The 18,494-nt window shown below is 73.1% G+C and carries 15 protein-coding genes; 6 read left to right on the top strand and 9 right to left on the bottom strand.

The window, feature by feature from the left end:
- Nucleotides 1–218: 218 nt before the first annotated feature.
- The 6 genes from ACIRPH_RS30355 to ACIRPH_RS30330 form a co-directional block, all read right to left on the bottom strand.
- On the bottom strand, nt 219–1,127 hold the full coding sequence (locus ACIRPH_RS30355) for an ABC transporter substrate-binding protein (protein ID WP_402920614.1): 909 nt from the start codon (nt 1,125–1,127) through the stop codon (nt 219–221).
- 54 nt (nt 1,128–1,181) lie between these two features.
- Nucleotides 1,182–1,862, bottom strand: a complete 681-nt coding sequence (locus ACIRPH_RS30350; protein WP_402920610.1) for an ABC transporter permease — start codon at nt 1,860–1,862, stop codon at nt 1,182–1,184.
- The gene (locus tag ACIRPH_RS30345; RefSeq protein ID WP_402920843.1) at nt 1,850–2,659 is read right to left on the bottom strand and encodes an ABC transporter permease; all 810 of its coding nucleotides are present in this window, start codon (nt 2,657–2,659) and stop codon (nt 1,850–1,852) included. Before ACIRPH_RS30345 ends, ACIRPH_RS30350 begins: the two co-directional genes overlap by 13 nt.
- Nucleotides 2,659–3,774, bottom strand: a complete 1,116-nt coding sequence (locus ACIRPH_RS30340) for an ABC transporter ATP-binding protein (RefSeq protein WP_402920608.1) — start codon at nt 3,772–3,774, stop codon at nt 2,659–2,661. Before ACIRPH_RS30340 ends, ACIRPH_RS30345 begins: the two co-directional genes overlap by 1 nt.
- Before the next feature lie 279 nt (nt 3,775–4,053).
- Nucleotides 4,054–4,725 (bottom strand): HAD family hydrolase, encoded by a 672-nt coding sequence (locus ACIRPH_RS30335; RefSeq protein ID WP_402920605.1) that lies wholly within the window; start codon nt 4,723–4,725, stop codon nt 4,054–4,056.
- A gap of 74 nt (nt 4,726–4,799) precedes the next feature.
- Nucleotides 4,800–5,531, bottom strand: coding sequence for an NUDIX hydrolase (locus tag ACIRPH_RS30330; RefSeq protein ID WP_402920602.1), 732 nt, complete (start codon nt 5,529–5,531; stop codon nt 4,800–4,802).
- 136 nt (nt 5,532–5,667) lie between these two features.
- Between ACIRPH_RS30330 and nadA the strand changes: the two genes are divergently transcribed.
- Together nadA and ACIRPH_RS30320 are read left to right on the top strand one after the other, a co-directional pair.
- On the top strand, nt 5,668–6,666 hold the full coding sequence (nadA, locus tag ACIRPH_RS30325) for a quinolinate synthase NadA (protein ID WP_402920599.1): 999 nt from the start codon (nt 5,668–5,670) through the stop codon (nt 6,664–6,666).
- 169 nt (nt 6,667–6,835) lie between these two features.
- A complete protein-coding gene (locus ACIRPH_RS30320) occupies nt 6,836–8,335 on the top strand; it encodes a sigma-70 family RNA polymerase sigma factor (protein ID WP_402920596.1) in 1,500 nt (499 codons plus the stop codon).
- A gap of 56 nt (nt 8,336–8,391) precedes the next feature.
- On the opposite strand, the gene ACIRPH_RS30315 is transcribed toward ACIRPH_RS30320, so the two are convergent.
- Complete coding sequence (locus tag ACIRPH_RS30315) at nt 8,392–9,018, bottom strand: TetR family transcriptional regulator (RefSeq protein ID WP_402920593.1); 627 nt, start codon at nt 9,016–9,018, stop codon at nt 8,392–8,394.
- A gap of 361 nt (nt 9,019–9,379) precedes the next feature.
- Between ACIRPH_RS30315 and ACIRPH_RS30310 the strand changes: the two genes are divergently transcribed.
- From ACIRPH_RS30310 to ACIRPH_RS30295, 4 genes are all read left to right on the top strand, one after another.
- Entirely contained in the window at nt 9,380–10,408 is a 1,029-nt protein-coding gene (locus ACIRPH_RS30310; protein ID WP_402920590.1) for an MBL fold metallo-hydrolase, read from the top strand.
- Nucleotides 10,409–10,579: 171 nt separating this feature from the next.
- On the top strand, nt 10,580–11,929 hold the full coding sequence (locus ACIRPH_RS30305) for a glycosyltransferase family 4 protein (RefSeq protein ID WP_402920587.1): 1,350 nt from the start codon (nt 10,580–10,582) through the stop codon (nt 11,927–11,929).
- 54 nt (nt 11,930–11,983) lie between these two features.
- A complete protein-coding gene (locus ACIRPH_RS30300; protein ID WP_402920840.1) occupies nt 11,984–12,703 on the top strand; it encodes a methyltransferase domain-containing protein in 720 nt (239 codons plus the stop codon).
- The gene (locus ACIRPH_RS30295) at nt 12,703–13,785 is read left to right on the top strand and encodes a prenyltransferase (RefSeq protein WP_402920584.1); all 1,083 of its coding nucleotides are present in this window, start codon (nt 12,703–12,705) and stop codon (nt 13,783–13,785) included. The genes ACIRPH_RS30300 and ACIRPH_RS30295 overlap by 1 nt, the downstream gene beginning before the upstream one ends.
- Nucleotides 13,786–14,024: 239 nt before the next feature.
- On the opposite strand, the gene ACIRPH_RS30290 is transcribed toward ACIRPH_RS30295, so the two are convergent.
- Complete coding sequence (locus ACIRPH_RS30290) at nt 14,025–17,243, bottom strand: transglycosylase domain-containing protein (RefSeq protein WP_402920581.1); 3,219 nt, start codon at nt 17,241–17,243, stop codon at nt 14,025–14,027.
- Nucleotides 17,244–17,567: 324 nt separating this feature from the next.
- Nucleotides 17,568–18,200 (bottom strand): class I SAM-dependent methyltransferase, encoded by a 633-nt coding sequence (locus ACIRPH_RS30285; RefSeq protein ID WP_402920578.1) that lies wholly within the window; start codon nt 18,198–18,200, stop codon nt 17,568–17,570.
- Nucleotides 18,201–18,494 lie beyond the last annotated feature (294 nt).

The raw sequence follows: 18,494 nt of genomic DNA, 5'->3' as shown, positions 1-18,494 counted from the left end.
GGGAAGCACCGCCCCTCTCCGGAACGGCGGGAGGGCGCCGGGACCGGTGGCCTCGCGCCGGTCCCGGCGCCCTCCGTCACGCCCTGGCGTCCGCGGTCCGGTTGGAAGCGCGGCAGGCGCGGCGTGCGGGACCCGTCCCGACGGTCCCGCCCTCGCGGCCCCGCCGCAGGGCCGGACCGCGTCGGCGGGGACGGGACCGCGCCCTTCCGCCCGCCGTGCTAGGCGAGCCCCTCCTCCTCCAGCCACTCCTGGGCGACGTCGGCGGCGTTCTCGTTCTGGACGACGACGCGCTCGTTGAGCGCGGTCAGGCTCTCCGTGGTGAGCGCCGCCGAGACCGCGTTCAGGGCGTCTCTGGCGGTCTGGTCGACCTGTTCGCCGTTGATCAGCGGGGTGATGTTCTGGGCGCCGAACAGGTTCTCCGGGTCCTCCAGGACCACGAGGTCCTCCACCGCGATCTGCGGGTCGGTGGTGAACAGGTTCGCGGCCTGGATGTCGCCGTCCAGGAGGGCCTGGGTCAGCAGGGCCACCTCCAGGGAGCGGAACTCGCCGAACTCGATGCCGTAGACGTCGGCCAGGCCCACCACGCCCTGCTGGCGGGTCTCGAACTCCGGCGGCCCGCCGAGGGTCAGCTCGCCGGCGACGCCGGCCAGGTCGGCGAGGGTGCTCAGGTCGTGCTCCTCGGCGATCTCGGCGGTGACCGTCACCGAGTCCTTGTTCTCCGCGCTGGAGGAGTCCAGGATCTCCAGGCCCTCGGGGAGCGCCTCCGTGATGAGCGCGTTGGTCTCCTCGCTGTTCCCGCTGGGCGCCTCGCCGTCGAGGTAGGCCAGGGTGGCGCCGTTGTACTCCGGGAACACCGACAGGTTCCCGGACTCGATCTGGGAGTAGTACACCTCGCGGCTGCCGATGTTGAGCTGGTAGGTGACGTCCACCCCCTCCGCCTCCATGGCCCGGCCGTAGATCTCGGCGAGCAGGGTGCTCTCGGGGAAGTCGGCGGAGCCGATCACGACGGAGCCGGATGCGGCGCCGCCTCCCCCCTCCCCGTCCTCCGCGTAGGGGTCGCTGCCGCCGCAGGCGGTCATGAGCACCGCTGCGAGTGGGAGCCCGACGAGGGCGAGCCTCTTGTCCATGTCCGAACCTTCTCTTCTCTCAGTAGTGCGTCAGCAGGCGGCGCCCGAGACCGCCTAGCGCGCCGACGCGGCCTCGGCGCGCAGTCCGGGTGCGACGAGCAGCAGCCGCAACCCGGCGAACAGGAGTGTGGTGAGCACCGCGAGCAGCACCACCAGCACGGAACCCCCCAGCATCATGGTCAGGTCCTGGCGGGCCTGGCCGTCGACGATGTAGCGTCCGAGCCCGCCCACGCCCACGTACGCGGCGATGGTGGCGGTGGCGACCACCTGGACCGCCGCGGTGCGCATCCCGATGAGGATGAGAGGGGTGGCCACGGGCAGTTCGAGCTTGAACAGCACCTCGCGGCCGCGCATCCCCATGCCGAACGCCGCGTCGCGCAGGCGGGGCTCCACCCCGCGCACCCCCTCGTGGGTGTTGACCAGGATCGGCGGGACGGCCAGCGCCACCAGCGCGCAGACCACGGGGACGAGCCCGATCCCGGCCGCCAGGACGATGAGGAACAGGACGCCGATGGTCGGCAGGGCGCGGGCGAAGTTGGCGAGGCTCGCGGTGAGGAACCCGCCCACACCGGTGTGCCCGGTGAGCAGTCCCAGGGGGACGGCGATGACGGCGGAGACCAGCAGGCCGAGCAGGCAGAAGTAGACGTGTTCGGCCATGCGAGCGGGGATGCCCGCGCTCCCGGTCCACTGGGCCGGATCTGCGAACCACGCGACCAGCTCGTTCAGGATGTCCATGTCCGCCCCTTCCCCGGCGTGGTGCCTTCCCCGGCCGGGGTTCCCGCCCCGGCGCGCGCGGCGGCCCCGGCGGACGCGCGGGCGACCGCCCTGCGGCCCCGGCCGCTCCCCCCGTCGTCCCGGCGGGCCCAGGGGGTGAGCCCGCGCTGGGCGAGCACGAGCAGGGCGTCGGTGACGAAGGCCAGGAGGACGGTGAGCAGGACGCCGACCACGATGGGCGCGTCGAACTGGCGGCGGAACCCCTCGCTGAGGATCAGCTGGCCCAGCCCTCCCAAGCCGACCAGGGAGGCGACGCTGACCATGCTGATGGTGGCGACCGAGGCCACCCGGAGGCCGGCGATGACCACCGGCACCGCCACCGGCATCTCCACGAACACCAGGCGGCGCAGCGGGCCGAAGCCCATCGCCACGGCGGCCTGGCGCACGTGCTCCGGCACCTGGCGGAGCCCGTCCACCACGTTGGGCAGCAGGATCACCAGCGTGTACAGGGCGAGCGGCACGACGGCCGTCCAGTCGCTGAACCCGGTGTAGGGCAGCATCAGGAAGAACAGGGCGATCGACGGCACCGCGTAGAGCACGTTGACGCCGGTCAGCACCGGCGGGTACAGGGGCTTCCAGCGCACGCACGCCAGGCCCAGAGGCACGGCCACCGCGAGTCCGATGAGGATGGACAGGTAGGCCAGCCGCATGTGCTCGGTCAGGCGGGGCAGGATGCCCCGGTCCGGCTCACCCGGGTAGCTCCAGTTCGCCACGCCCCAGTCGAGGACGCCGGCCGCCCACTCCCAGGCCGCGCCGATCACTCGGCCACCGACCAGAGTGCGGTGCCCAGGTCGGCCTGGGTGACCACGCCGGCCACCCGCCCGTCGGAGTCCACGCCGACGGCGCGCCCGGCCGGGGAGAGCACGGCGGCGTCGAGGGCGGCGCGCAGGGAGTCCGCGCCGACGTCGAACGTGTGGCCGTAGGGGGCGAGGTCGAGCGCGCCGAGGACCGCCCCGGCGGGGGCGCGGTCGAGCCGGTCCGCCGCGGCCCATCCCAGCGGCATGCGGTCGCCGTCGACGACCAGCACCCAGGGCTCGCCCTTGCCGCGTGCGACGGCGGCCGCCTCGGTCGCCGGGGTGCCGTCGCCGAACACGACGTCCTCGCGCAGCGACAGGTCGCGGGCGGGGAAGAACGACAGCCGCCGCACGCCCCGGTCGTAGCCGACGAAGGACTCCACGAACGCGTCGCGGGGGGAGGCCAGCAGCTCCTCGGGGGTGTCGTACTGGGCGAGCCGGCCGCCGGGCCGGAAGACGGCGATGCGGTCGCCCAGGCGGACCGCCTCGTCGATGTCGTGGGTGACGAACACGATCGTCTTGTGCAGGTCGGCCTGGAGCCGCAGCAGCTCGTCCTGGAGGCTGGCGCGCACGACGGGGTCGACGGCGCTGAAGGGCTCGTCCATCAGCAGGATGGGCGGGTCCGCGGCCAGCGCGCGGGCCACGCCGACGCGCTGCTGCTGGCCCCCGGAGAGCTGGTGCGGGTAGCGCCCGGCCTGGGAGGGTTCGAGTCCGACCAGTTCCATGAGCTCGTCGGCCCTGGCCCGGGCCCGGGACCTGTTCCAGCCGAGCAGCAGCGGCACGGTCGCGATGTTGTCGCGGACGGTGCGGTGCGGGAAGAGCCCGGCCTGCTGGATGACGTAGCCGATGGATCTGCGCAGTTCGGCGGGGTCGCGGCCGCGGATGTCGTCGCCGTCGATGAGGACGGCGCCCCCGGTGGGCTCGACCATCCGGTTGATCATCCGCAGCGACGTGGTCTTGCCGCTGCCGGAGGGACCGACGAAGACCGTGGTCTGTCCGGTCTCCACGGTGAGGTCCAGGTCGTCGACGGCGACCGTGCCGTCGGGGTAGAGCTTGGCAGCGCCCTCGAATGTGATCATCGGCCGGGCTGTCTCCGTTCGGGGACCGGGGTGGTGGTGAGACGGCGGTGAGCAGGCCGTCCGCACGTTACCCGTGTGCAGGTGGATCAAACGGTATGGTCTCGGCCGTGACCCGACCGGGACCTCGTGTCCTTCGCGGCGGGTGGCGTCGGCAGTGGGGCGGGGCGTCGCCGTCCCGGCCGCGGCCGGGGCCCGGGGCGCCTTCCGGGCCCGGACACGCGAACGGGCCGGGCCCGTTCGTGGGCCCGGCCCGTGGGCCGGTTCCGCGGTGGCGGTCGCTCAGTCCTGGGCGGCGATCCACGCGGCGAGCTGGTACAGGTCGTCCAGGACGGCGTCGGCCCGGGCCGCGTCGTCCATGGCCGAGTGGCGGTAGCCGTAGATGCCGCGGCGGAGCAGGACCGCGCGCATCCCGGCCTTGAGCGCGGGGACGACGTCGTTGTCGACGCGGTCCCCGACGTAGAGGATCTCTCCGGGCGTGATCCCGGGGCGGCTCCGGTCGGCGAGCTCCACGACCCGGTCGAAGAACTCGGGAGCGGGCTTGGCGACGCCCCAGTCGTCGGAGATGCCGATGCCGTCCACGCCCAGGTCCATGGCGGCCAGGGCTGGTCCGGCCTCGGGCGGCTGGTTGCCGGCGACGACCAGGGACAGCCCGGCGTCGCGCATGGTCGCGAAGGCGGGGCGCACGTCGGGGTAGAGGTCGCGCGCGCCGAAGTGCTCGCGCTCGCCGCCGGGGTCCTCCGCCCGCCACCGGGCGCTCTCCCGTGCCAGGTCGAACCCGGGCACGAGGAGCCGGAAGCCCTCGGTGAGGGTCCCGCCCGAGGCGATGACACCGCCGATGGTGCCGAAGAACGCCATGTGCGGGATGCCGAAGCGGTCGGCCCAGCGCGCGAAGATGCGCGTCTCGTCGACGAGCGTCTCTCCGACGTCGAACACCACGGTACGAATTGTCACGGTCAGGGAGTCTACAAGCACCCCTGTACCGTTCCGGGGGCGGACGGAGCCCCGTGGCCGCCCCCGGGCCCCGGTCAGCCGGGCGGGCGGAGCACGGCGAACGCGTCGGTGATCTCCAGTCCCCGTGCGCGGAAGCGGAAGAGGGCCGCGGGCCGCCCGCCCGAGCGCCCGGAGGGCACGGAGCGGCCGGTCTCCTCGATCTGCCCGCGCCGCAGCAGGACACGGCGCAGGTTGGTGGCCGCCACGTCGTGCCCGAGGGCCGCCCGGTAGTAGCCCGACAGCTCCGACATCGTGAACTCGGGCGGGGCGAGCGCGAACCCGACATTGGTGTAGCTGAGCTTGGCGCGCAGCCGGTGGTGGCCGGAGCGGACGATGGACGCGTGGTCGAAGGCCATGGGGGGCAGGAGCGCGGCGGGGTGCCAGCCGGTGTCGGCCGGCACGACCGGGTCGATGTTCGCGGGCACGAGCCCGAGGTAGGCCGTGGCCAGGGTGCGGCGCTGGGGGTGGCGGTCGGGGTCGCTGCGCGTCTCCAACTGCTCCAGGTGGGAGAGGTCGCGCACGTCCACCTTCTGGGCGAGCTGGCGCCGGATGGAGGCGCCGAGGCTCTCCCCCGCCCCGAGCCGCCCGCCGGGGAGGGCCCACTCCCCCTCGCACGGGGGAAGGGCCCTGCGCCACAGGAGGACGCACAGTTCTCCCGCGCGGATCTGGAGGACGACGGCGAGCGCCTCGTGCGCCGACAGCACCGCGTGGTCCGCCTCGCCGCAGACGGAGGCCCTGACCTGTCCGTTTGCTTCCGGGATATCCACCCTGTCCCTTCCGTTCCTCGTCATGTTAAGCTGCACCAGGTTTGTGCCTGACAGACGAAAACCTGTTCATCCGCACCGACCTCTCACGGCACGGAGTCCGTACGACGTGCCCACAGCCCCAAGGAAGTAGTTGGACATGGCACCGGTCACCGCCACGGCGGACACCATGACCAGGCAGGAATGGGCCGCCGAGGTCCGCCGCCTGGCAGAGGAGCGCGACGCTGTCATCCTCGCGCACAACTACCAGCGCCCGGAAATCCAGGACGTGGCGCACTACACCGGTGACTCCCTCGCGCTGTCCCGCCTGGCCGCCACCGTGGACGCCGGGACCATCGTCTTCTGCGGCGTGCACTTCATGGCCGAGACCGCGAAGATCCTCGCCCCGGAGAAGACCGTCCTCCTCCCGGACCCCGCCGCGGGTTGCTCGCTCGCCGACACCATCACCGCCGCGGACGTGCGCGCCTGGAAGGCCGAGCACCCGGGCGCGGTCGTCGTCGCGTACGTCAACACCACCGCGGCGGTCAAGGCCGAGACGGACATCTGCTGCACGTCCTCCAACGCCGCCGACGTCATCCGGTCCATCCCGGAGGACCGCGAGATCCTGTTCCTCCCGGACCAGTTCCTCGGCGCCCACGTCAAGAGGGTCACCGGTCGCGAGAACATCCACATCTGGATGGGCGAGTGCCACGTGCACGCCGGGATCGACGGCCACACCCTGCGCGAGCGGGTCGCCGCCGAACCCGACGCCGAGGTGTACGTCCACCCCGAGTGCGGCTGCGCCACCTCCGCCCTCTACCTCGTGGGCAGCGGCGCCGTCCCCCAGGAGCGCGTGAAGGTCCTCTCCACCGGCGGCATGCTGACCGCGGCCGAGAACACCACCGCCAAGAAGGTGCTGATCGCGACCGAGACCGGCATGCTGCACCAGCTGCGCGGGGCCAACCCGAACACCGAGTTCGAGGCGGTCAACTCCCGCGCCGAGTGCCACTACATGAAGATGATCGACGCCGACAAGCTGCTCGGCTCCCTCCGCCACGGCACCACAGAGATCACCGTCGACCCCGGCACGGCCGAGCGCGCACGGCGCTCCGTCGAGCGCATGGTCGCGATCGGCTCGCCCTCCCGGGGCGGCGAGTAGCACGGCCCCCTCCCCTCTCCGGCCGGCCGGGCACGGGCCGCCCCCGCGGCCGCTCCCGGCCGGCCACGAGAATTCGGGTAACAGAACTCTTACCTTCGGGACACAGCTGACTGTTTTCTCCACGCCGCACCCCTCCCCTCGCTACCGTCACGGTTGAGGGGGGAGAATCGTGACCAGAGATGGCGAAACAGGCGAACCAGCCCGGACGGCGATCGAGGCGCTCTACGACGCCTTCGCCCCACCCCTGTACCGGTACGCCTGGACCCTCCTGGGCGACGACGCGGAACAGGTCTCCGACGCCGTGCACGACGGGCTGGTGGCGGGCGTCGTCCTCGACGCGCGCCGTTCCGACCCCGCCGACCGGGGCCCCTGGCTGTACGCCCTGGTCCGCTCCGCCTGCCAGCGGCGCGGCCTGGCCCACGTCAGCCCCTACACCGGCCTGGCCACGGTGCCCGCCGAGGCCCCGGTCGCCCGCATGTTCGCCGGGCTGCCCGCCAGCCACCGCGAACTGGTCGAACTGAACCTGCGGCACGCACTGCCCACCTCGGCGACCGCCCGCGTCCTGGGCCTGGACCCCTCGATCTGCGGTGAGCTGTCCCGCTCCGCGATCCGCCGCGCGGCCGAGTGCCTGTCGGAGGCCTCCGGCGGCTCCGCCCGCACGGCCGCGGCGGGACCCGTGCCCACGGACCGGGGCGGGGCCCCGCCCGAGGGGGCTCCGGCCGGGGAAGCCCCGCCCGAGGAAGCCCCGCCCGACCCTCCCGGGGGGCTCGGCTCCCCCGGCTCCGCGGCGTGGCGCGCCCAGGTCCACGAGGTCTCCTCCGCCCTCGCGCTGCTGCGCCCTCCCGGCCCGCCGCCCGGCCTTCGCGAGCGGGTGCTCCTCACCTGCCTCGACCCCGGGTCGTCCGGCGCCCGCGACCGGATCGCCGCCCAGATGCACCCGCTCACCGGAGAGGGCTACCCCCTGCACCGGTCCCGCGTGCCGGGAGAGCCCGGAGAGACCGCGGAGGTCTTCGAGCCGGGCCCCGACCCCCTCCCCCGGGCCCTGCCCGGAGACCGCCTGACCACCGCGGACCACCCGGCGCACGAGGAGGCGGCCACCCCGCTCCCCGGGCCGCGCCCGGAACAGGACGACGAGGGGGCGCGGCGCCGCCGGGCCGACCACCGCCGCTGGTCGCTGCCCGCCGTCTCCGGCCTGGCCACGGTCGTGGTGGCGGTCTCCCTGTGGGCGTGGGCGAGCGCCGTGGGCGGCCCCTCCACGGTGATCGGCACGGCCCCCGCGGAAGCCGAGCGCGGTCCCGGCGCCTCGGACGTGGAGACCGCCTCGACCGCCTCCGACGCCAAACCCGAGGCCGGGCCCACCGTCCCGGCCTCCGGGCCGACCGCCCCCGCCTCCCCCGAGGACCCGGAGAAAACCGGGGACGGCGTTCCCGGGGCGGAGGCCACCGGGGAGGGCGCGTCGGGCGGGGACGCCGCGCCCGCGCCGCCCGCCGGGGAGCAGAGCCCGCCGGCCGACGCCGGACCGGACGAGGACCCCGACGGCTCGGACGGGGACGGCTCCGGGGACGACGACGCCCCCGGCGACCCGTCCGAGGAGGACGGGTCCGACGACGGGGGCGGTGGCGGTGGTCTGTTCGACGGGCTGCTGGGGCTGCTCTTCGGCGGTGGCTGACGCCGGGGCGCCCCGCCCTGCCGCGCGGCTGTCGTGGCCGGACGCGGACGCGGGTGTCAGAAGGCGATGAGGAGGTGCTCGGCCGCGGTCCGCAGCCGCCGTTCGACCTCGTCGACGTCGCGCCGCCCCTTGAGGACCTCGACCAGCTCGAAGATCCACACGCTGGTGAGCGAGCCGACCAGGACGTACCCGGCGCCGGTCCGGTCGACCCCCGCGGCGGGGGCCTCCTCCGGCGAGGCGGTGTCGGCGCCCTCCAGGTTGCCGGTGGCCACCCGCCACACCAGGTCGGAGATGCGCACGTCCAGCTCGATCTTGACCTCGGCCATGATGAGCGAGCGGATGAGCGCGTCGGCGAGCTCGGGCTCGCGCATCAGCCCTCGGGTGGCGCGCAGCAGGACGTCGACGGCGCGCTCGGCCGGGGAGTCGGCCGTGGGCGGCCGGCGGACGATCCCGCCCTCCAGCAGGTCGAGCTCCTCGGTGACCACGGCGACCACGAGGTCCATCTTGGAGGGGAAGTACCTGTACAGGGTGCCGAGGGCGACCCCGGCCCGCTCGGCGACCGACCGCATCTGCATGGCCTCGACGCCACCGCGCACGGCGAGCGCGGCCGCCGTCTGCACGATGCGCTTTCGGCGCTGGGTCTGACTTCGCGACATGGTTCCGCTCGGCGCCTGCACCGCCACAGGATCTCTCCCATTCGTCGTCAGTCCGCGCGCTGCCCGCTCGCCACGGCGCTGAGGGCCAGGACTCGGCCGAGGCTCCTGTGAACCCCGGCCGTACGAGAACACGTTATCCAACGGTTTCCCTCCCGCGCAGTTCTTCACGCCCATGATCCACACCTCATCGCACGACGTAGCAGTAGCAATACGAAGAGGACGCCGGGCTTTTCGGATACCCCGCCCAAGCTTTATAGAATATGTTCTATTTAGGGGGCTCGCTTGACCCCCGCCCCCTATGCCCCGCACAGCCCCCTCCGGCCGCACCCCCGGAACGACCACATCCTAGAATCGAACCGGATTCGGTTTCTAGTGAGAGGTCTCCCCCATGCCCGACGCACCCCCCGTCGAGGACCTCGGGGACGGGGTGTGGAGCCTTCCGGTGCCCATCCCCGGCAACCCCCTCGGCTTCACCTACGTCTACGTCCTGACCGGCTCGGACGGCCCCGTCCTCGTCGACACCGGCTGGGACCACGACGAGTCGTGGGAGGCCCTCGTCCGGGGCCTCGCGCGGACCGGGCACGCGGTGGAGCAGGTGCGGGGAGCGGTCCTCACCCACTTCCACCCCGACCACGCCGGCCTGGCCGGCCGCCTTCGCGAGGCCTCCGGCGCCTGGATCGCCATGCACCCGGCCGACATCGCCGTGACCGAGCACCTGGGCTCCGTCCCCGCCCGGACCCGCCGCGCCTCGATCGCCGACCAGCTGCGCCGCTCGGGCTTCCCCGACGAGGACGTCCGGGCCCTCCTCGACGGCCCGCGGCCGTTCACGCCCCCCGCCGTGCCCGACCTCGCCCTGGAGGACGGCGCCGCCGTCGACCTCCCCGGACGCGACCTGCGCGCGGTGTGGACCCCCGGCCACACCCCCGGGCACCTGTGCCTGCACCTGGCCGACGGCGGCAGGCTGTTCACGGGGGACCACGTCCTGCCCCACATCACCCCGCACGTGGGCCGGTTCCCCCTCCTGTCCGACACGGGCGACCCCCTCGGCGCCTTCCTCGACTCCCAGGCGCGCGTGGGGCGGCTCCCCGACGCCGACCGACTGGTGTGCCTTCCCTCACACGAGAGCCGTTTCACCGGGCTCACCGCGCGCTCGGCGGAGATCACCGCCCACCACGAACAGCGCCTGGACGAGATGTCCGCGCTCCTCTCCGAGGGGCCCGCCACGCTGTGGGAGGTCACCTCCCGCCTCGCGTGGAAGCGGCCCTGGGCCGGCATGCGCGTCCAGGCACGCCACATGGCCGCCGCCGAGACCGCGGCCCACCTGCGACTCCTCGAAACACGCGGTCTCGCCCGACGTTCCGAGAAGGACGGCCTGCCACGCTGGGTCGCCGTCGCCCCGGCACCGCGCCCGGCATAGGATCCCTTACCAACCGGCCCGACGCCGCCGTCGACCCAACTGCCGAGTAACATATGGGGCGCTCATGCCCGTCACCGGCGAACACGCGCGTCCGCGACGGCGACCACCCCGCCCACGCACCGGCGGCACACAGCGGCGAGCGGGCCAGCGACCCAACGAAGAGGTGGACTCTTGACCCAGCCGGGCAACAACACGGGACCGGGCCCACGGCCGTCCGCCGAGCGCCCCCTCCGCGTCGCCCTGCTGTCCTACCGCAGCAAGCAGCACGTGGGGGGACAGGGCGTGTACGTCCGCCACCTGTCGCGGGAGCTGGCCGCCCTGGGCCACGAGGTCACCGTCTTCTCCGGCCAGCCCTACCCGGTCCTGGACGAGGGCGTCGCCCTGGAGAAGGTCCCCTCCCTGGACCTCTACAACGACGCCAACCCGTTCGTCGCCCCGCCCGTGCGCGAATGGCGCGACTGGATCGACGTCCTGGAGGTCCTCACCATGTGGACCGCCGGGTTCCCCGAACCCCTCACGTACTCCCTGCGCGCCAACCGCGAACTGCGCCGGCGCCTGGACGAGTTCGACGTCGTCCACGACAACCAGACTCTGGGCTGGGGCCTGCTCGGCATCAAGTCCGCCGGCCTCCCCCTGGTCACCACCATCCACCACCCCATCAGCGTGGACCGCCGGATCGAGCTGGAGGAGGCCAAGGGCCTCCAGAAGCTCTCCAAGCGCCGCTGGTACGGGTTCGTGGGGATGCAGGCCCGGGTCGCCCGCAGACTCGACCCCATCCTCGTCCCCTCCCGGTCCTCGGCGGAGGACATCGCCAGGGAGTTCGGGGTCGACCCCGCGGCCATGGAGGTCACCCCCCTCGGCGTGGACACCCGCTACTTCCACCCGCGCCCCGAGCTGGAGCGCGTCCCCGGCCGCATCGTGTGCACGGCCAGCGCCGACAGCCCGCTCAAGGGCGTGGCGGTCCTCCTGCGCGCCGCGGCCAAGCTCGCCACCGAGCGCGACGTCTCCCTGACCGTCGTCAGCAGGCCCCGGCCGGGCGGCCCCACCGACCAGCTGGTGGACGAGCTGAGCCTGCGCGACCGCGTCGAGTTCGTCAGCGGCATCGACGACACGGAGCTGGCCGAGCTGATCGCGAGCGCCCAGGTCGCCGTCGTCCCGTCCTTCTACGAGGGCTTCTCCCTGCCCGCTGTGGAGGCCATGGCCTGCGGCACCCCCCTGGTCGCCAGCCACGCCGGAGCGCTGCCCGAGGTCGTGGGGACCGACGGCGACGCCGGACGGCTCGTCCCCCCGGGAGACCCGGAGGTCCTGGCGGACGCGATCGCCGCCCTGCTCGACGACGACGCCGAGCGCGGGCGCATGGGCGCCGCCGCCTGGCAGCGCGTCCAGGAGCGCTTCACCTGGCGCGCGGTCGCCGAGCTGACCGCGCGGAGGTACGCCTCCACCATCGACCTCGTCAGGGGCGGCCGCCCCGCCGACGACACCCGTCCCGCGCCCGCGCGGGCCCGCGCGAACGGCGCCTGACCCGGCGGGCCGCGCGCACCACCACCCGCGTCCGCACCATCTAGGGAGCCTCCACTGATCACCGTCGACTTCAACCTGTTCCCCGTCGGACCGGGCGACCGCGTTCTCGACCTCGGCTGCGGCGGCGGCCGGCACGCCTTCGAGGCCTACCGCCGCGGGGCCGACGTCGTGGCCTTCGACCAGAACGTCGGCGACCTCGCCGAGGTCGAGACGATGTTCGCGGCGATGCGCCACGAGGGGGAGGCCCCCGAGGAGGCCGGGGCCGAGACCGTCAAGGGCGACGCCCTCGACATGCCCTTCGACGACGACAGCTTCGACCGGGTGATCGCGGCCGAGATCTTCGAGCACATCCCGCACGACACCGCCGGGATGAAGGAGCTGTTCCGGGTGCTGAGACCGGGCGGGATCGCCGCGGTGACGGTTCCGAGCTTCCTGCCCGAACGCCTCTGCTGGGCCCTCTCGGAGCAGTACCACACCAACGAGGGCGGGCACATCCGCATCTACACGCGCGCCGAACTGGAGGCCAAGCTCAAGGCCACCGGGTTCGAGATCGGCCCGCACCACCACGCGCACGCCCTGCACTCACCGTACTGGTGGATCAAGTGCGCGGTGGGCACGGACAACGACGACCACCCCCTCGCCAAGGCCTACCACGACATGCTGGTGTGGGACATGCTCCGGGCCCCGAAGGCGACCCGGATCGCCGAACGCCTCCTCAACCCGGTCATCGGCAAGAGCGTGGTCGTGTACGTGCGCAAGCCGCACGCCGCCTGATGGCCGCCCCGCCCGCCACCGCACCCGCCCCGGAAGGGACCCTGCGCCTGCCCGGCGTGCTCAGCGCCGAGCAACTGCACCGCTCCGCCCACTACCTGGCGCGGAGCCAGGAGGAGGACGGCGCGATCCCCTGGTTTCCCGGGGGCCACACCGACGTGTGGGACCACGTCGAGTGCGCCATGGCGCTGACCGTCACCGGGCTGAGCGTGCCCGAGCACGGCGAGGCCGCCAGACGCGCCTACCTGTGGCTGGAGCGGACCCGCCACCCGGAGGGCGGCTGGCCCGCCAAGTTCCGGCAGGGGGTGCCGGTCACGGAGCTGCGCGAGGCCAACCACGCCGCCTACCCCGCGGTGGGCCTGTTCCACCACCTGCTCGTCACCGGCGACACCGAGTTCGCCGAACGGACCTGGCCCGTGGTCGAGAGCGGCCTGGAGTTCGTCCTCGGGCTGCGCGGCGAGCACGGCGAGATCCTCTGGGCGCGCTCGGAGGACGGTTCCCCGGGCGACCACGCCCTGCTGACGGTGTGCGCGAGCGTCCACCACGCCCTCCGGTGCGGCGCCGCCCTGGGCGCGCGGCTGGGCCGCGACCGGCCCGAGTGGTCGGCCGCGGCCGACCGGCTGGCGACGCTGATCAACGAGCGGGAGGACCTGTTCTCCGACCGCAGCAGGTTCTCCATGGACTGGTTCTACCCCGTCCTGGGCGGGGCCGTCCGCGGCGCCGCCGCCAAGGAGCGCATCGGGGAGCGCTGGGACACCTTCGTCATGCCGGGGCTGGGGGTGCGCTGCGTGAGCGACCAGCCGTGGGTGACCGCGGCCGAGTCGTCGGAGCTGGTGCTCACCCTGGCCGCCGTGGGGGACGTCGAGGGGGGCGTCCGCGTCATGCGGGACGTGCAGCACCTGCGCGACCCCGACGACGGGGTCTACTGGACCGGCTACCAGTTCGCCGAACAGGTGCGCTGGCCCGTGGAGCGCAGCACGTGGACGTCGGCCGCCGTGATCCTGGCGGTGGACGCCCTCACCGGGACCACGCCGGGGTCCCGGGTGTTCCTGCACACCTGGGACGAGGAGCCCGCGGTCCGGTAGCGGAGGGACGCGCCCCGCCCGCGTACGGACGGGGAGGGCGGCACGGAGAGGCCCCGGCGGTGGATACCGCCGGGGCCTTGCCCGTCGCGGGCCTCCGCTCCGCTTCGGCCCTCGTGTCGTGGAGGCGCCGCGGGCGCCCGTCGGCGCGGGATCCCCCGGCGCCTGCGGCGGGTCGGCCCGTTCCTCGCGAACCCTCCTGCGACGCCTCCGGAACCCCGCGGGCGCCCGGGCCCGGTCCGCTAGGGGACGCCCCACTCCTCGGACCGGCGCGTCTCCTCGCCCCCGCCCGGCGGCGGGACCTCGCCCCCTCCGCCCGGGTCCGGCTGCTCCGGGATCCCCGGCTGCTCCGGGTCCGTCGGCACCTCGGGCTGCTCCGGGATCCCCGGCTCGACCGGGTCCGTCGGCACCTCGGGATCGGCGGGCTGCTCCGGCTGCTCCTCGCCCTGCGGAGGAGTTTCCGGCTCCTGGGTGGACGGGTCCGGAGCCCAGTACTGCGTGGACCCGGCGAAGGCCGGCTCCGGGAACTGGACCACCTCGCGCCCCTCCATCGCCCTGCGCATGTAGTCGCGCCAGATGGGCGCGGCCACACCGCCGCCGGAGATGTCGTACCCGGGGATGCTGAAGCTCTGGTTGTTCTGGTTGTAGACGCCCACGGCCGTGGACAGCTGCGACGTGTACCCGACGAACCAGGCCGCGACGCTGTTGTCGGTGGTACCGGTCTTGCCCGCCGCCGGGTGCGTGTAGAAGTTGGCGGACGAACCCGTGCCCCCCTCGATCACCTGCCGGAGCGCATGGGTGACGTCGGCCGCGGTGGACTCCTCCAGCGCCCGGGTGCTCTCGACCTCGGGGCGCAGATCCTCGCCCTCGGTGTCGATGATCTCCTTGACCACGTGCGCCTCGACGTGCTCCCCGCCGTTGGCGAAGGTCGCGTACCCGCTGGCCTGGTCGACCGGGCGGACCGTGGAGACGCCCAGGGCCATGGTGGGCACGAGCTGGTTGTCGAGGATGCTCCCGTCGGGGAGGCCCGCCGCGTAGGCGGTGTCCCGGACGTTCTCGTAGCCGGTCTCCATCGTGAGCTCGACGTAGCCGAGGTTGTTGGAGACCCGGGTGGCCTGGACCAGGTCCATGGGGCCGCCCGGCGCGTTGCCGGCGTTCTGGATCGTGGAGCCGGCGATGCTGCGCGGTCCGCTGCCGTTCACGATGCTGCGGAGGCTGTACCCCTCCTCCAGCGCGGTGGCCAGCACGTAGGGCTTGAAGGCCGATCCGGCCTGCGCCCCGCCCAGGAGCGCGCTGTCGTACTGGTTCTCGTAGTAGTCGTGTCCGCCGTAGAAGGCCAGGACCCCGCCCGTGGCCGGGTCGATCGTGGTCAGCCCGACGTTGACGCCCTCGGGAAGGGCCTCCGGGGGGATCGACGCCTCGACCGTCTCGTAGGCGGCTTCCATCAGCTCCTCGTCGAAGGTCGTGACGATGGAGTAGCCCTGGCGGTTGATCTGGTCCTCGGTGTAGCCGAGGTCGGCCATCTCCCGCATCACGGCCTCGTACATGTACCCCCGGTACCCGCTGAGGTCGGCGCCCTCCAGGGGCTTCTCCGGCTCGGGGGCGGGGAACTCCATCGCGTCGGCCTCGGCCTGGGTGATGGCCTCGGTGACGACCAGACCGTTGACGACGTAGCGCCAGCGCTGCTCCATCTCGGGGGTGGTCTCCACGTCGGCCTCGCCGAACGGCGTCGGCTGCTGGATCGCCGCGGCCAGGAACGCCGCCTCCTCGGGCGTGAGCTCGTCGACGTCCTTGTGGTAGTACGCCTGGGCCGCCGCCTGGATGCCGTACGCGTTGCGTCCGAAGTAGATGGTGTTGAGGTACTGCTCCATCACCCACTCCTTGGACTCGCTCTGGTCGACCTTGATGGAGATGATGATCTCCTGGATCTTCCTGGAGATCGTCTGTTCCCGGGAGATGCCCTCGTAGTAGTTGCGGACCATCTGCTGGGTGATCGTGGAGCCGCCCTGGACCTGCTGCCCGGTGACGGTGGACCACACGGCCCGGGTCGTCCCCCGGATCGAGACCCCGGGCTCCTCCCAGAAGCCGCGGTCCTCGGCGGAGATGACGGCCTCCACGATGTGGTCGCCGCCGGCCACCATCTCGTCATAGGTGACGGGCTCGCGGTCGGTGCCCCGGTAGGCGAACTCCGTCTCGCCGTCGGCGAAGTAGAAGGTCGACCCCTGTTCGAGGGCTTCGGCCTGGGCCGCGTCGGGCACCTCCACCGTGGCGTAGAAGAAGGCGAACACGGCGGCGCCGAGGATCACGAACAGGCCCGTGACGATGAGGAAGACCCGGAGGATCCGCCACCACAGGGGCTTCTTGGCCTTCTTGCCCTTGGCCGCCTTCGGGTCTCCCGGGCCCTTGGGGCCGCCCGGACCCGTACCGCCGGGCCCTGCGGGGCCCTTGGGGCCCCCGGGGCCGTTGGAACCGCCCTTGCCGCCCGAACCGTGGGCGGCCGGGGCCCCGGTGGGTCCCTGGTCGCCGGACCGTCCCCCGGGCGTCTCGCCCGGGGCGCCCGCAGAGGCTCCGGCCGCCGCGGCGGCACCCGCGGCGCCGACGCCCTCCGCGGCGGAGGACTCGTGCGCGCCGGACTCCTCGGTCACGTAGGCCGAGAGGCGGCGCGGCGCGGGCCAGAGCGCCGCGGTCTCGGCGGCGGAGGACTCGTCGATCCTCTCCGCCTCGGCCTTGTCCGGGGCGACGGCTCCGGGCGCCGGGAGCTCGTCCCCGTACAGGGGCGCGGACTCCGCGGCGGACGCCTGGTCGGCGGCCCACGAAGCCCGGGGGCCGGGGTCCCCGGCGACGACCACCGCGTCGGCGGACTCCTCGCCGCCGGCGGCCTGCGGAACGGGGAAGGCCTCGGTCCTCGGGGTGGGCCCCTCCTCCGCGTCTTCCCGCGCAGCCTCGGCGGACACGGTGCGAACGTCCTCGGGAGTGGGGGCCTCCCCGGCGTCGACCGCGTCATCCGTCCCCGGCGCGTCCGCGCCCGAGGCGCCGTCCGCGCGCGGGGTGTCCCCACCCGGGGACGACGGGCCACGGTCGGAGCCCTCTGCGTCCGCCACGGCGGGCGAGGACCCCTCCGTCGGGTCGGGGTCGTCGTAACCCTGTTCGGCGAGGGTCTGCGCGACCCGCTCCCGGAGGAACGTGCCGCTGGTCTTGAAGGTGATCGGGCTGATGAACTCCGGCTCCGGCGGCTCGCCCGTTCCGCCCTGCTCCTCGACGGCGTCGTCGTCGGAGGACGGGGACTCCCCACCCTGTGCGGCGGGCGCGCCACCCTCAGAAATGTTCTTGCTGGACAGCTCTTCGGCAGAGGTGTCTTTTACTTCCGGCGTGTGCTTCTCGGGACGCTGTCCATCCGCCCCGCCTTCGCCGTGTGTGCTCTCGCTCAGCTCCCCGCCCCCATGGCAAATCACGTCCGGCACCGTGCCGTCCTTGTGTTTGACGCGCGAGTGCCCCTGATCGTTCAGTTCGAGTCAGGGCTGAAGCGGTAATGAGGGGAATAACGCCACCATCGCTCCGCCCTCCACGCAACGATACCCGCCCGTAACCAGGTCGAGGTCGAATCCGTTACGGCGCTGTCACTTCTTACCGAAGGCTCACCCACGCCAAGCGTGTTTCGGGCCAGTTGTTGAATGACTCACTTTCTCATGTCCGCGACAGTTCCGCGCACTCCGAGAACCGCGCCACCGCTGCGGCACGGGCGGTGTCCCCGGAGTGCGCGCCCGTGCGGAGGCGCGGAGGAGCGGTCAGGCGACACGTTCGAGGACGCGCATCGACCCGAGGGCGCGCACCTCCTCGAACCTTCCGGACTCCAGCGCCCTGAGGTAGATGTTGTGCGGCGGACGTCCGCCGTCGGCGGGGTCCGGGAACACGTCGTGGATGACGAGGGCCCCGCCCTCGGCGACGTGGGGCGCCCAGCCGGCGTAGTCGTTCTGCGCGGCCTCCTCGCTGTGCCCGCCGTCGATGAAGACCATCCCGAGCGGGGTGCCCCACACGGCGGCGACCTCGGAGGACCGGCCGACGACCGCGATGACCTCGTCGTCCAGGCCGGCGCGGGTGATCGTGCGGCGAAAGTGCGGAAGGGTGTCGAACCTGCCGGTCTGCGCGTCCACGAGCGAGGCGTCGTGGTACTCCCAGCCCTCCTGGTGCTCCTCGGAGCCCCGGTGGTGGTCGACCGTCAGGACCTTCGTGCCCGTGGCTCGTGCGGCCGCCCCGAGGAAGATCGTGGACTTGCCGCAGTACGTCCCGATCTCCACGACGGGGCCGACGGCGGAGTACCGGACCGCCGTCTCGAAGAGGAGCGTGCCCTCGTCGGTGGGCATGAAGCCCTTGGCTTCCTCTGCAGCGGCCAGGAGGTCCGCGGGGATCGTCTTCGTCATACGTGAATTCTCCCACCGGCCGAAACGGGCACCGTCCCCCTACCGGCCGGAAACACAGAAGAACACGGGAAGAACACAGGGACCCGCCCCTCTCCGACGACTGCGGGTTCCGGAACTCCAGGTTCTGGCAACACCGGGTTCGGGAAAACCGGGTTCCGGAAACACTTCTTTCACAAACGCACAAACGCACAAACACACAAAAAAAGAAGGGGGCCGCCCAACAAGGCGACCCCCTCCCCACAAAAAACCGTGGCAGCGACCTACTCTCCCACCCCACCACAGGGCAGTACCATC

This window comes from Nocardiopsis sp. NPDC101807 (assembly GCF_044766605.1).
Classification (GTDB): Bacteria; Actinomycetota; Actinomycetes; order Streptosporangiales; family Streptosporangiaceae; genus Nocardiopsis; species Nocardiopsis tropica.
This window is presented reverse-complemented; position numbering and strand designations above follow the sequence as displayed.

Bases quoted from the DNA above. Each gene is read 5' to 3' on its own strand.
- ACIRPH_RS30310 (WP_402920590.1), top strand. From the start codon at position 9,380: ATGCCCGACGCACCCCCCGTCGAGGACCTCGGGGACGGGGTGTGGAGC.
- ACIRPH_RS30295 (WP_402920584.1), top strand. From the start codon at position 12,703: ATGGCCGCCCCGCCCGCCACCGCACCCGCCCCGGAAGGGACCCTGCGC.
- nadA (WP_402920599.1), top strand. From the start codon at position 5,668: ATGGCACCGGTCACCGCCACGGCGGACACCATGACCAGGCAGGAATGG.
- ACIRPH_RS30340 (WP_402920608.1), bottom strand. From the start codon at position 3,774: ATGATCACATTCGAGGGCGCTGCCAAGCTCTACCCCGACGGCACGGTC.
- ACIRPH_RS30350 (WP_402920610.1), bottom strand. From the start codon at position 1,862: ATGGACATCCTGAACGAGCTGGTCGCGTGGTTCGCAGATCCGGCCCAG.
- ACIRPH_RS30355 (WP_402920614.1), bottom strand. From the start codon at position 1,127: ATGGACAAGAGGCTCGCCCTCGTCGGGCTCCCACTCGCAGCGGTGCTC.
- ACIRPH_RS30285 (WP_402920578.1), bottom strand. From the start codon at position 18,200: ATGACGAAGACGATCCCCGCGGACCTCCTGGCCGCTGCAGAGGAAGCC.